Origin of the sequence: Burkholderia sp. ZZQ-2, assembly GCF_050768715.1 — a bacterium.
Taxonomy (GTDB): Bacteria; Pseudomonadota; Gammaproteobacteria; order Burkholderiales; family Burkholderiaceae; genus Burkholderia; species Burkholderia cepacia.
Genome location: NZ_LDVA01000388.1, coordinates 1 through 14,216, shown reverse-complemented (window position 1 = coordinate 14,216; position 14,216 = coordinate 1). Strand labels below are relative to the sequence as shown.

Below are 14,216 nucleotides of genomic sequence, written 5' to 3'. Positions count from 1 at the left end.
TCGTCGAGGGCGGCTTGACGTCGCCAGATTGGCGACTCGATTGGGCGTGGTGAGGACAGGATCAACGCCGCTCATGGAGGTTGATCGGCCGAGAACGCGAGATCAATTACTCGTCCCGCGCGTGCCAGTTCGTCAGGCAGCTTCGCTTAGTTCCTCGGGCTGATCTTCGATCGAATTGCGAACGGATCTTCTCACCGCCTGAGGAGTCAGGCCGTAACTGCGAACGAACGCTTCGCGGAGGTGATTGCGGTCGCGAAATCCCGTTTCGCGTGCAATGGTATCGAGCGTATGCCGGCCACGCTCGATCAGGACCCTTGCCGCTTCGAGTCGCAGCCGCTTGATCGCGTTGGCAGGAGACTCGCCAGTCTCCGCGAGGAAGATGCGCGCGAATTGCCGAGTGCTGATATGTGCGGCTCGTGCGAGATCGCTGACGCGCAAGGGCTCTGCCAGATTGGCGCGGGCGTATTCGAGCGCGAGTTGTATCCGGTCGGACTTGGGAGCTAGTGCCAGCAACTCGGATTGTTGCGATTGCCGGCCCGAACGTCGTTGATTCATCACGAGTGCACGCGCAACCGAGTTCGCAAACTCGGGGCCGATATCTTCTTCCACCATACCGAGCGCGAGATCCATGGCTGCAGTCAGCCCGGCGGACGTCCAAATCGGGCCATCGGTAATAAAGATCCAGTCGCGCACGACTTGGGCAAGCGGCAAGCGCCGTTGCAGTTCGTCTGCATAGGCCCAGTGGGTTGTGGCACGTCTTCCATTGAGCAGGCCCGCCTCGCCGAGGATGAACGCACCTGTACATAGCCCGGCCACGCGCCGGGCACTGCTGCCAATCTCTTTGATGAATTGAAGTTCGGCGGCCGATGAGGTCCGGGTGCCCGGATTAATCACACCTCCGATCATCCATGTATCGGCTGCAGCGGCCGTGTTTGCGGGTTCAGTCAGAACCGAAAGACCGAGCGACGAACGAACCGGCCCGCCGGCGACGGAAACATTCGTTAGATGGTAAATCTGCTCTTTTGCTACGACGTTCGCAATCTCGAACACAGCCTGAGTCCCGATTGCCATCACCTGGAAACCTTCCGTCAGGAGAAAACCAATTCGATGCATTTTGCCCACCAAGTCTCTCATCAAAATGGTGAATTATAGGGGGTGTAATGAAGTAATGCAGGGATCCGAAATTATTTTTATAAGGTAACGATCATTTGTGTAGGAACCCGAATTTTATTGTGGGAATTGACCACGGAACGTTGTGCGCCGACATCTTGTCGTCACATCCCAACATATGGAAAGGCCGTGCTTCGGTAGATGGATACGTTCTGATGGTGCTGCACCAAAATAGGGCTGTTTGTAGACTCAATGTGACGCGTTGGATAGGGTCGATGATTTGTCTCAAATCATACTCATAAATGTCCTTTGAGAATTGGTAAGCAGCGTTGATCATAGGAGCCGCGGCAATGCAGCATCAGTCAGGTTGGGCATGAAGAAGGTTACGTGCGACGGTGCACCATGAACCGCGTGACAACAGTTCGTGCTCTTTCATAAGTTATCGATTTTTTTGTCAGAAAGATGAGCAGGCACGCAAGCAATACGCGAGATTCAAGGGTGCGATATCGCGCCGGGAACCGAGTGGGCTGCAACGCCGGACTGATCAACAGAGATATCGGTACGATGCGAGACGACGAAATCGCCATTGCGAGTGCGGCCGATGCCGAACTGAAGCGTGATTGCTCACGCCTGCGCGACGATGCCCCTATTGGGGCATTGTCTGGTCTGAAGGCCGTGCTCGGCTTGCCGCTGAGTGTTTTGCAGGGTTCCGCGCGGAGTCTTCGTGATCTGGATTTCTCTATCACCCTGCCCGGGCCGAGCTACACGGTGCTCTGCTGTTGGTCGCAAAAGAACGAGGTTCAACAGAAGCTTTTTCAAAGCACCGAGCAGATTGATCCGGCGGTCGTCAGTACGGGGATGAAGGTCCGTAGTGAAGGCGTGCAGAGAGTTCGTACGCATGGCCGAGAATGGGGGGGCAAGTGGCTACCTCATCGTTCGCTTGCCGAGGCAGTCACGTATCGGTATCAAGCACCTACTGGCCCCTGAATGCAGTTTCGATGCGTCGACGTGCAGGCGAATGAACTGCTGATCAGGATCAATCAATCGCACGACTGAGATCGCAGGCTCACAGTCTGTCTGCGTTGCAAATCGTGAACAACAATATTAGATCATCCGTGTGTTGGATTTGCTGGAGAATTATATTGTCTAATTTGTTTATGGGTGGAAATATCTAATAGAGCGTATCTGATTTATTGTATTTAGATGCGCATTTGCTATATCGAATGTCGTACTCTTCCGTGACCTATTTGCTTTTTTTGATGATTTGTCCGTTTATCGAGGCGCTCAAACTGGATTTGGCATGGATTGGTGTGATATCAGTTTTTGAATTGATGTGAAGTTCTGAACGATTCTGTCTATGAACCATTTAAACTTTGGGGTGAAGAAATGAATAAGGTCGCTCAAAGCATTATCGATGCGCATGGCGGGATCGAGCAATGGCGGAAATTTCGGGAGGTCCGAGCCGATCTGATTCAGGGCGGCGCGCTGTGGGGATTGAAAGGGCAGAGCGGCGTGCTGGATCGCACGCGTGTCTCGGTTGCAACGGATCGCCAGTGGGCATCGCATGCACCGTTCGCGACGGTGGCCGCGCGAAGCGAGTTCACTGGTGATCGCATTGCGCTCCTCGACGACTCGGGGCGCGTCATTGAAGCCCAGGCGCAGCCGCGCGAATTGTTCGCTGGCCACACGCTGGAGACGCCGTGGAATGCGTTGCAGTTGGCCTTTTTTGCCGGATGTGCGATGTGGACGTATCTGAATTCTCCGTTCCTGCTTGCTTTCGATGGTGTCGAATGTGAAGACGTCGGACCGTGGTCGGAGCAAGGTGAACGGTGGCGGAAGATCCATGTAGTGTACCCCGCGACGCTCGAAGTATTCAGCAAGGTGCAGGCAATGTATGTCGGGCCCGACAACTTGATTCGCCGTTTGGATTATGACGTAGAGATTGCCGGAAACACGCCTGGCGCGCACTACGTGAGCGACTATGTGACCGTCTCCGGCATCCGAGTTCCGATGCGTCGTCGGATTTATCCGCGCATGCCTGACGGTACTTCGATTTCCGAACCACTGGTCGTATCAATTGATCTGGAGAACATCGAACTCCTTTGAATCGGTAGGGAGCGATATAGCTCGTCCGACGGGGCGTGTTGTCCCGTACGGAAACGTTTGTGCGTCGACGTGCCACGGGCGATTGAAGCCAGGAAGGCAACTCGTGTCGATAGGCCAGCCGGCTCGACTGGACGTCATGCTACTGAAGCCTATTTGCTCTCGCCGAATTGGGAGTTTAAATTCGCGCGATCGATGTTCCGCATCTGATCGATGCGAGCAGGTTCGGGACGACCATGAGTAAGAATGCAAGTGAGGTCACCGAGAACGCCGGGCGTGCGCTCAAGATGGTCTCGAGCAACAAAGCCGTCTGGAAGATCGTTACGGAAGGTGTTCCGCCATTTTTTTGACTTTGCGGATTTGCAGTGAAGAGTTCCGGGATCAGTGAACGCTCGGATATACGTTGATTTACTGAAGATTGCGTATTTGCAACACGAGGAGAATCCAGATGTCGAATGAGGGAAAGTGCCCGTTTAACCATGGAAAGCGTAACGGGACGACGAACCGCGACTGGTGGCCGAACCAGTTGAACCTCAAGATTTTGCACCAGCATTCGAGCGAGGCGGATCCGATGGATCCGGGCTTTGATTATGCTGAAGCATTCAATAGTCTGGATCTGGCGGCGGTCAAGGCCGACCTGCGCGCGCTGATGACGGCATCGCAGGACTGGTGGCCGGCGGACTTCGGTCACTACGGGCCGTTTTTCGTGCGCATGGCGTGGCATAGTGCCGGCACATACCGGACGGGGGATGGCCGCGGTGGTGCAGGGCGAGGTCAACAGCGATTCGCACCACTGAATAGTTGGCCAGACAACGTCGGGCTGGACAAGGCCCGGCGATTGATCTGGCCGGTCAAGCAGAAATACGGACGCAAGATTTCGTGGGCGGACCTGATCGTACTGACTGGCAACGTGGCGCTGGAATCGATGGGCTTCAAGACGTTCGGCTTCGCGGGCGGCCGGGAAGACTCGTGGGAGCCGGACGAGGACGTTTACTGGGGCATGGAATCGACCTGGCTGGACGACAAGCGCTACAGCGGCGATCGTCAGCTCGAGACGCCGCTGGCGGCAGTGCAGATGGGGCTGATCTATGTGAACCCGGAAGGCCCGAACGGCAACCCCGACCCGTTGGCGTCGGCGCGCGACATCCGTGAGACCTTCGCACGCATGGCGATGAACGATGAGGAAACCGTCGCCCTGATCGCGGGCGGCCACACGTTCGGCAAGACCCACGGTGCGGGTGATGCGTCGCACGTCGGGCCTGAGCCCGAAGCGGCACCGCTCGAACAGATGGGGCTGGGCTGGAAGAGTTCGTTCGGGTCAGGCAAGGCGGGCGATGCGATCGGCAGCGGCCTCGAGGTGATCTGGACGTCGACGCCGACGCAGTGGAGCAACAATTTCTTCTGGAATCTATTCGGCTACGACTGGGAGCTAACGAAGAGTCCGGCTGGCGCGCATCAGTGGCAGCCGAAGGGCGGCGCCGGTGCGGACAGTGTGCCGGATCCGTTTGAACCGGGCAAACGCCGTGTACCGACGATGCTGACCTCGGATATTGCGCTGCGTGCCGACCCGACTTACGAGAAGATCTCGCGCCGCTTCTTCGAGAATCCGAACGAGTTCGCCGAGGCATTCGCGCGCGCGTGGTTCAAGCTGACGCACCGTGACATGGGGCCGCGCGTGCGTTATCTGGGTCCGGAAGTGCCCAGCGAGGAATTGCTGTGGCAGGATCCGATTCCGATGCCGGATCATCCCCAGGTAGACGAACAGGATGTGAGCGCGCTGAAAGCCAAGGTGCTCGCATCGGGTCTGTCGGTCTCAGAACTGGTCTCCACTGCGTGGGCGTCGGCTTCGACGTTCCGCGGTTCGGACAAGCGCGGCGGAGCGAACGGCGCGCGTGTGCGTCTCGCGCCACAGAAGGACTGGGAAGTGAACCAGCCGGCGCAACTGGCCACGGTGCTGGAGGTGCTGGGCGCGCTGCAGGTGGAATTCAACCGTGCGGCCACGGGCGGCAAGCAGGTTTCGCTGGCCGACCTGATCGTGATCGCGGGGAATGCGGGTGTCGAGCAGGCCGCAGCAGCAGCCGGGGTCGAGATCACGGTGCCGTTCACGCCGGGGCGCGGCGACGCAAGCGCCGAGCAGACGGATGTCGATTCGATGGCGGTTCTCGAGCCGATCGCTGACGGCTTCCGCAACTACCTGAAAGGTGCTTATACGATCCCGGCAGAGAAGTTGCTGATCGACAAGGCGCAACTGCTTTCGCTATCGGCGCCGGAGATGACGGTGCTGATCGGTGGCCTGCGCGTGCTCGGCACGAACGTGGGCGATTCGAAGCACGGCGTGTTCACGGACCGTCGCGAAGTGCTGACCAACGACTTTTTCCGCAATCTGCTCGACATGGGCACGGAGTGGAAGCCGACCTCGGAGGCCAACGAAGCCTATGAAGGTCGGGATCGTGCGACGGGCGAGCTCAAGTGGCTGGCCTCGCGTGTCGACCTAGTGTTCGGTTCGCATTCGCAACTGCGCGCGCTGTCGGAAGTGTACGGCAGCGAGGATTCGCAGCAGAAGTTCGTGCGTGACTTCGTTGCCGCGTGGACGAAGGTGATGAACGCCGATCGTTTCGATATCAAGCACAATTAACGGAAGTACGGTCGGATGGCGTGTCATGGTCCGATGCCGTTACGCGCCGTCCGCCGATACGCCGAACATGTATTCAATTCAAGACAAGTTTGGAGTTGCGCAATGAGTTACTTTAAGTCGGGTGACGATACCGAAATTTTCTACAAGGACTGGGGCCATGGCACGCCCGTTGTTTTCTCGCACGGCTGGCCGCTGACTTCGGATGCATGGGATGCGCAAATGCTGTTCTTCGGCCGTCGCGGCTACCGGGTCATTGCGCACGACCGTCGAGGGCATGGTCGCTCGGCGCAGCCGTGGGACGGCAATGATATGGATACCTATGCGGACGATTTGGCTGCGCTGCTCGATCACCTTGACGTGCGCGGTGCGATGCTGGTGGGCCATTCCACGGGTGGCGGCGAGGTGGCGCACTACATCGGCCGTCACGGCACGGCACGTGTGGCGAAAGTGGTGCTGATCGGTGCGGTACCGCCGATCATGCTGAAGACGGAAGCGAACCCGGGCGGCTTGCCGATGGAAGTGTTCGACGGTATTCGCGAAGGTGTTTTGAAGAACCGCTCGCAGTTTTACAGGGATCTGGCGGTGCCGTTCCACAACTTCAATCGTGAGGGTGCGACGGTTTCGCAGGGGACGATAGATTCGTTCTGGTCGCAGGGCATGATGGGCTCGATCAAGGGCCAGTTCGACTGTATCCGGGAGTTCTCGGAAGTGGATTACACCGAGGATCTTCGAAAGATCAACGTGCCGGTACTGGTGTTGCACGGAGACGACGACCAGATCGTTCCGATCGACGCGTCGGCGCGCCGGACGGCCGCGATTGCGCCGAATGTGACGCTGAAGGTGTATCCGGGCGGATCGCACGGGATCGCGATCACGCACGCCGATCAGGTCAATGCGGATCTGCTCGCTTTCTTCGAGAACACGACACGCAAGTAAGGCAGAACTTGGGCCGGATGCTGGCTATGACCGAGTTCGGCCCGGGATCTGCCGATGACCCGAAATGCCGATGGGTGAGCAAGATGGGTCATCGGTCATTGAATCAGCAGACGTAAATTCCAAACCGATTGCATTGTGAGGAGATGATTGGATTTTGACGGGCTTGATACTGCCATTCCTCAGAATTCGTTCGGAGAAAACCATGGAAATCACACTGCAGGCGATGTCGATTTTCACGTACATCGTGCGTGTGGGAAGCTTCACGGCAGCGGCAAAACTGCTTGGCATCAGCGCCGGAACGGCCAGTCGCCTGGTACGCAATCTCGAGAATCATCTCGGCGTGACCTTGTTGCAGCGCTCCACGCGATGCGTGCGCTTGACTACCGAGGGCGCGCAGTATTTTGAGCACTGCGAGCGGGTGCTGGGCGAGATCGAAGAAGTGAAGGCTCATCTCGCCGGCGCGCGGGATGTGGCGCGTGGCCGCTTGTCGGTGGACATCGATCAGGAGATCGCTCATACGGTGTTGCCGCTGATCCCGGAATTTCGCCTGACATTTCCGGAAGTGGAACTTCGCCTAGAAATCGGTGGCGATCCAGGCGGCCTGGTCGAGCACGGAATCGATTGTGCGATCGCGGTAGGGCCGCTGCCGGATTCGTCGCTCCGCGGGCGACGCATTGGCGACTTCAACGCAGTGACGGTCGCGAGCCCGGCCTATCTGTCCCGACGCGGCGTTCCGCATGAGCTTGGCGATTTGGATCGCCACGACATCATTCATTATTCCCCCCGCCGTTTCGGCCCCGTGCGTGACTTCAGATATTGCGTGGACGGAGGCGAGGTGAGCTTGAAATTTCCCGAGCGGATCTCTGTTAGTGATGCGCGTTCGGCAGTTCAGTACGCTGTTGAAGGTATCGGAATCGCACAGGTGTGCGGCCGAATGGTAGTGAACGAAATAGCCAATGGACGTTTGGTGAGCCTCTTAGCCGAAAATCGTCCGACATCGCTGCAGATCTTTGCCCTTTATGTGGACCAGCGCTACATTCCGAGGTCGATTCGTGCTTTCATCGACTGGCTCGAGATTCAGCTGCGTTGGAGGAATGCGAATGTGATTGCTCCATCAATGATGGAGATTGGAAAATCGCGCGCATTGCCGTCGTGTTGGGGCACGGACGCTTCGCGCGGCAACACGCAGTTTGCAGCGGAGTCTGAAGGGGCACAGCACCTCGTTTTCGGACGTGCGAAATCCGACGTGCACGTTGAACTGGATCTGACCGCTCTCCATGCGATGCTTGAAATCTGACCGGGTGACGTGTTCTTGTCGGACGGTACTGCGCTTCTGCTTTCATGGAAAGCGTGAAAGACGGAAGTCGATGTGTTGTGCCTTATCGGCGGCTGAGCCCGTTGCGAAGTCAACGTATCTGCAATAGTCAATGTCATGTGTTAACGGGCCACGACGACTGCTTGCATTGCCGTCATCTATCCGGAATACGGGCGCGAAAGGTGCTCGAGCATGATGATGACGCCCGACAATTCGTGTGTCTAGGCAGTGCCGGACCGATTGCATGGGGCGCCGTCTCAGGTGATGGTGGCATGACCGTTGCCGCACCCGTCATCGGCGCTGTTTTATGCGGTCAAGCTGGCAAGAAACTTGTGAAGCTGCGAGACGACCGCTGCTCCGTCGCCGACAGCGGCCGCCACGCGCTTGGTGGAATCATGCCGCACGTCTCCGGCACAAAATACGCCACGGACACTGGTTTCATGCTCTCCAGCCTGTGCGGAAACGTCGGATCCCGTTAGCACAAAGCCGGATGTGTCGACGGTGACCCCACATCCGTCAAGCCACGAGGTGTTAGGTATCGCCCCGATAAACAGGAAGACGTGCTCCGCTTTCTTCGATGTGCGCTTTCCGTCGGAGCCGGCAATCTCGATTTCCTCCAGCTCATCCTCACCGCGAAACGACGCAATCTGCGTATTGAAGTGAATGTCGATGTTGTCCATCGATTCGATGCGATCGATGAGATAGCGCGACATGCTGTCGGATAGATTCGGTCCCCGAACAAGCATGCTGACATGTTTCGCATGCGATGCCAGATAGACGGCGGCCTGTCCGGCCGAGTTTCCGGCGCCGACAAGCACGACATTTTTCCCCGCGCATAGTTTGGCTTCTACCGGAGAGGCCCAGTAATACACGCCTCGCCCCTGAAAACGTTCGATCCCTTCGATCGCAGGCTTGCGGTAAGCCGCGCCTGTAGCTATGACGACCGAATGGGCCCGCACCGTGCCGTTATTACCGAGCCGGAGGCGAAATGGAGACGTGTCACATTCCAGGGCTTCGACATCCACCGGGATCGCGACGCGCGCACCGAATTTCTGAGCCTGGATATATGCGCGTGCGGTCAGTGCATACCCTGATATACCAGCCGGGAAACCGAAGAAATTCTCGATGCGCGCGCTCGCGCCTGCCTGTCCTCCTGGTGCGTGGTTATCCAAAATGACGGCAGCTAGGCCTTCCGATGCTGCATACACCGCAGTGGCCAGGCCGGCAGGGCCCGAGCCGACGATCGCGACATCGAACACTTCGGCTTCATCAAAATCGGGAATGAGGTCGAGCGCTGTCGCCAGTTCGGTTTCGGTTGGCGCGCAGAGAACCTTTCCGTCCGGGCAGATAACGAGCGGATAGTCTGCGGAATCGGTGGGGTATTGATTGACGTAGCGCGCAATCTCCAGATCCGAACTATCGACGACGGTGTAGGGAATGCTGTTCCGTGTGAGAAAGTTCTGAAGTGCATTGAGAATCGGCGAATTTGATTCCGTGACGACGATGATGCCGCTGCCGCCTTCGACGAGTCCAGCTCGCCGCAGGATCAAGGCTCTCATGATGCGCTCGCCGAGTTCTGCTTCTGCGATCATCAGTGCCCGCAGCCTGGCCGGTGTAACTTGAAGTGCGCGGACGTTGCCTGCGGCATCGCCGTCAACTAGGCATCTCGCTCCTGATATCTGGCCAACCTCGGCGACGAAATGATGATCCCCCAGCTCTTTGACAATAATCTGTCGGTTCAGTGCATCCCGGCGAGTGACGCGAATCGAGCCCGAAAGGATGACGAACATACCGAAGCCCGGCTCGCCCACACGGAAGATCTGATCGCCGTCGTTCCACTCGCGGATTTCACCGAATCGCGTGATTCGGTGTATTTCCGCTTCGGTGAGTAATGGGTATCGCTCCCGTTGGTAATCGGTGTCACCAATCGCAACCGGGCTGGACAGTGGGTTGGTATCGCCTTGCTTACCATCATCATTTGAACGCACGTGCATGGCTGAAGTAGAAAGAGAATTCTGGACAGTGTGCGAAATACGGATGTCGATCGCGCTGGGAGGAACATTGCTTGACTCGAGAGCAAAGTGTACGACGTCCGAGGCGGGAGTCCCACTATACGTGGGTATGTAGTCCCGGTGTGACAAGGTTACCGGGCCAGAAGCGGAGCGAGCGGAGTCGGCCAAGTTGGAGGCGCCCCGTCCGCTTGTCCGAAATCCTAGCCGTAAATGTCGTTGTAGAGACTATGGGCGGTGGCGGATTTTCGGCATGATATTCGCGCCAATCGCGGGTGGTTATGGTCGACGGCGCGAGCAGCGTCAATGAGATTGTCCGCACCCTCGCGGAGGTTGCTTGACCGCTGCGGACGCGCTTGCCAGGCAATGTCGGACTGAATCGATGCGATCCGGCATTGCTGCTTCAGCGGCTGTCCGCGCCGGGTATGTGATACGCGAAATATTCGCCGGTGGCGTCGCGCGTCGTGGTATTGACGCACATATAGTGCGGACACCAGGCTTATTCGGAGCGTGCCGTGCAGTGATGGCTCGCTCAGTGGCAGCAACAGAGGCGCGCGCCGGCGGCGCTTCCCCAATTACCGGCCCTGGAGGCTGAATGGTAAACCTCAACATCAACGGCGAAACCCGCACGGTCGACGCCCCCGACGATATGCCCTTGCTCTGGGTGCTGCGCGACGTCGTCGGCCTCACCGGCACGAAATTCGGCTGCGGGATCGCGCAATGCGGCGCGTGCACCGTGCATCTCGACGGCGTCGCCGCGCGCTCGTGCGTGCTGCCGGTCGCGGCCGTCGCGGGCCGCAAGATCACGACGATCGAAGCCGTCGGCGCGACGCCGGCCGGCCACAAGGTCCAGCAGGCGTGGCGCGAGCTCGACGTCGTCCAGTGCGGCTATTGCCAGTCGGGGCAGGTGATGGCCGCCACCGCGCTGATCGCATCGAACCCGAACCCGAGCGACGCCGACATCGACGCGGCGATGGCCGGCAACATCTGCCGCTGCGGCACGTACAACCGGATTCGCGCGGCCGTGAAGCAAGCCGCGAAGGAGGCGTGACATGTCTCGAGGACTGATCGAAGCAGGCAAGGTCGCTGGACAAGCCGCCGGCGCGGGCGTATCGCGCCGTTCGTTCCTCAAGCTCGGCATGTCGCTGGGCGCGGCGGCGGGGGGTGGCCTGCTGCTCGGTTTCAGCCTGCCGGCGGCAGGCGACGATGCGCGGCGCTCGGTGATCGGCGGTGACGCGGCCGAACCGGCGCAGCCCGGCGTGTTCGCGCCGAGCGCGTTCGTGCAGATCGACCGCGCCGGCAAGATCACGCTGGTGATGCCGAAGGTCGAGATGGGGCAGGGTGTCTATACGGCGCTGCCGATGCTGATCGCCGAGGAGCTCGAGGTACCGCTGTCGAGCGTGACGCTCGATCATGCGCCGCCGAACGAGAAACTGTTCACGGATCCGCTGCTCGGCGGCCAGCTCACCGGCGGCTCGACGTCGGTGCGCTACGCGTGGGAACCGATGCGCCGCGCGGGCGCGACCGCGCGCACGCTGCTGGTCTCGGCGGCCGCGAAGCAATGGAGCGTCGATCCGGCATCCTGCCGTGCGGTGAACGGCGAAGTGCAGCATCCGCCGAGCGGCCGGCGCGCATCGTACGGCCAGCTGGCCGACGCCGCGGCGAAGCTGCCGGTGCCGAAGGACGTCGTGCTGAAGAAGCCGGCGGATTTCAAGCTGATCGGTACGCCCGCGAAGCGCCTCGATTCGCCGGAGAAGGTCGACGGCACCGCGCAGTTCGGGCTCGACGTGCGCCTGCCCGGCATGCTGTACGCGGTGATCGTGAACAGCCCGGTGTTCGGCGGCACGGTCGCGAGCGTCGACGACACGGCCGCGAGGAAGATCCCCGGCGTGCGCCAGGTCGTGCGCGTCGACAACGCGGTGGCGGTGGTCGGCGATCACACGTGGGCCGCGAAGCGCGGTGCATCGGCGCTCGTCGTGAAGTGGAACGAGGGCGCGGGCGCGAAGGTGTCCACGAAGGACATCGTTGCCGACCTCGCGCAGGCGGCGGTGAGCGGCAAGGGCGCGGTCGCGCGCAAGGAAGGCGATGTCGGCCACGCGTTCGCAAACGCGAAGACGCGCGTCGACGCTGTCTACGAACAGCCGTTCCTCGCGCACGCGACGATGGAGCCGGTGAACTGCACGGTGCACGTGCGCGGCGACGGCTGCGAGATCTGGGTCGGCACCCAGGTGCCGACGCGCGCGGTTGACACCGTGCAGCAACTCACGGGCCTGTCGCCCGACAAGATCGTCGTGCACAACCACTTGCTCGGCGGCGGCTTCGGCCGGCGGCTCGAAACGGACATGATCGACCAGGCCGTGAAGGTCGGAAAACAGGTCAACGCGCCGGTGAAGGTGATCTGGACGCGCGAGGAAGACATCCAGCACGACATGTATCGGCCGTACTACTACGACAAGATTTCGGCCGGCCTCGACGCGAACGGCAAGCCGATCGCGTGGCAGCACCGGATCGTCGGCTCGTCGCTCATGGCGCGCTTCGCGCCGCCCGCGTTCCGAAATGGTATCGATCCTGACGCGGTCGAAGTCTCGGCTGATCTGCCGTACGACCTGCCGAACCAGCTCGTCGACTACGTGCGCCAGGAGCCGCGCCACGTGCCGACCGCGTTCTGGCGTGGCGTCGGGCCGACCCGGGGCACGTTCGTCGTCGAGAGCTTCATCGACGAACTGGCCGCGCAGACCAAGACCGACCCCGTGCAATACCGCCGTGCATTGCTCGGCAAGGCGCCGCGCGCGCTGAATGTGCTCGACGTCGCGACGAAGGCGGCCGGCTGGGGCCCGTCGCTGCCGAAGGGGCAGGGGCGCGGCGTGTCTGTGATGTATGCATTCGGCACTTTCTTCTCAATGGTAGTCGACGTCGCGGTGGATAACGGCGAGGTGCAGGTCAAGCGCGTCGTGTGCGCGGTCGATTGCGGCATGTCCGTCAACCCGAACACGATCGAGGCGCAAGTGCAGGGCGGCATCATCTTCGGGATCACGGGCGCGCTGTACGGCGAGATCACGATCGAGGACGGCCGTGTCGTGCAGAGCAATTTCACCGATTACCGGATGCTGCGGATCAACGAGACACCGCCGATCGAGGTGCATCTGGTGAAAAGCGGCGAAGCGCCGGGCGGGATCGGCGAACCGGGCACGGCCGCGACGGCCGCGGCATTGTCGAACGCGATCTTCGCGGCGACCGGCAAGCGGCTGCGCAAGCTGCCGGTCGGCGATCAGCTGAAGACGGCTTGAGGGGAGGCGACGATCATGCGAAACCTCGCCCTGAATACGTTCCGTGCATCGCTGCTCGCGCTGTCCGCCATGCTGGCCGGCCCGGCCGCGCAGGCCGCGCAGACGGCACCGGCCGACAGCGCGCTCGTCGCTCGCGGCGCATACCTCGCGAAAGCGGGCGACTGCGTCGCGTGCCACACCGCGCCGCGCGGCACGCCGTTCGCCGGCGGCCTGAAGATGGTCACGCCGATGGGCGCGATCTACACGACCAACATCACGCCCGATCCGGAAACGGGCATCGGCGGCTATACGGAAGCCGAGTTCGCCGGCGCGCTGCGCAAGGGCGTCGCGAAGGACGGTCACAACCTGTATCCGGCGATGCCGTATCCGTCGTACGCGAAGCTGAAGGACGAGGACGTCAAGGCGCTGTACGCGTACTTCATGCACGGCGTCGAACCGGTGAAGCAGGCGAACCGGCCGTCCGACATCCCGTGGCCGCTCAACATGCGCTGGCCGCTCGCGTTGTGGAACATGGTGTTCCTCGACACGACGCCTTACGCCGACAAGCCGGCCAAGGACGCGATGTGGAACCGCGGCGCGTACCTCGTGCAGGGGCTCGGGCACTGCGGGTCGTGCCACACGCCGCGCGGCGTCGGCTTCCAGGAGAAGGCGCTCGACGAAGGCGGCGCGGCGTTCCTGTCGGGTGCGCCGATCGACAACTGGTTCGCATCGAACCTGACCGGCGAGCCCAACACGGGGCTCGGCCGCTGGAACGAGGCCGAGGTCGCGCAGTTCCTGAAGACCGGCGCGAACCGCCATGCGACCGCGTTCGGTTCGATGGT

At 60.6% G+C, this 14,216-nt stretch carries 10 protein-coding genes; 8 read left to right on the top strand and 2 right to left on the bottom strand.

Going from position 1 to position 14,216, the window contains the following annotated elements; genetic code table 11:
* Positions 1-132: 132 nt before the first annotated feature.
* The gene (locus tag ABY44_RS40640; RefSeq protein ID WP_012339453.1) at positions 133-1,113 is read right to left on the bottom strand and encodes a GlxA family transcriptional regulator; all 981 of its coding nucleotides are present in this window, start codon (positions 1,111-1,113) and stop codon (positions 133-135) included.
* 561 nt (positions 1,114-1,674) lie between these two features.
* Between ABY44_RS40640 and ABY44_RS40635 the strand changes: the two genes are divergently transcribed.
* From ABY44_RS40635 to ABY44_RS40615, 5 genes are all read left to right on the top strand, one after another.
* The gene (locus tag ABY44_RS40635; protein WP_166488168.1) at positions 1,675-2,097 is read left to right on the top strand and encodes a transposase; all 423 of its coding nucleotides are present in this window, start codon (positions 1,675-1,677) and stop codon (positions 2,095-2,097) included.
* 399 nt (positions 2,098-2,496) lie between these two features.
* Complete coding sequence (locus ABY44_RS40630; protein WP_011546990.1) at positions 2,497-3,216, top strand: hypothetical protein; 720 nt, start codon at positions 2,497-2,499, stop codon at positions 3,214-3,216.
* Between the two features lie 445 nt (positions 3,217-3,661).
* Positions 3,662-5,848: a catalase/peroxidase HPI gene (katG, locus tag ABY44_RS40625; RefSeq protein ID WP_011546991.1), complete on the top strand. Its 2,187-nt coding sequence runs from the start codon at positions 3,662-3,664 to the stop codon at positions 5,846-5,848.
* 102 nt (positions 5,849-5,950) lie between these two features.
* Entirely contained in the window at positions 5,951-6,784 is an 834-nt protein-coding gene (locus ABY44_RS40620) for an alpha/beta fold hydrolase (RefSeq protein ID WP_011546992.1), read from the top strand.
* 202 nt (positions 6,785-6,986) lie between these two features.
* On the top strand, positions 6,987-8,081 hold the full coding sequence (locus ABY44_RS40615; protein WP_011546993.1) for a LysR family transcriptional regulator: 1,095 nt from the start codon (positions 6,987-6,989) through the stop codon (positions 8,079-8,081).
* A gap of 323 nt (positions 8,082-8,404) precedes the next feature.
* On the opposite strand, the gene ABY44_RS40610 is transcribed toward ABY44_RS40615, so the two are convergent.
* Positions 8,405-10,093 (bottom strand): FAD-dependent oxidoreductase, encoded by a 1,689-nt coding sequence (locus ABY44_RS40610; RefSeq protein ID WP_011546994.1) that lies wholly within the window; start codon positions 10,091-10,093, stop codon positions 8,405-8,407.
* Positions 10,094-10,703: 610 nt separating this feature from the next.
* Here ABY44_RS40610 and ABY44_RS40605 point away from each other — a divergent pair.
* The 3 genes from ABY44_RS40605 to ABY44_RS40595 form a co-directional block, all read left to right on the top strand.
* Entirely contained in the window at positions 10,704-11,159 is a 456-nt protein-coding gene (locus ABY44_RS40605; RefSeq protein ID WP_011546995.1) for a (2Fe-2S)-binding protein, read from the top strand.
* A 1-nt stretch (position 11,160) separates the two neighbouring features.
* Positions 11,161-13,395, top strand: coding sequence for a xanthine dehydrogenase family protein molybdopterin-binding subunit (locus ABY44_RS40600; RefSeq protein WP_011546996.1), 2,235 nt, complete (start codon positions 11,161-11,163; stop codon positions 13,393-13,395).
* Between the two features lie 15 nt (positions 13,396-13,410).
* Positions 13,411-14,216: c-type cytochrome (locus tag ABY44_RS40595; RefSeq protein ID WP_431643473.1), on the top strand; the 806-nt coding region annotated here is incomplete at its 3' end.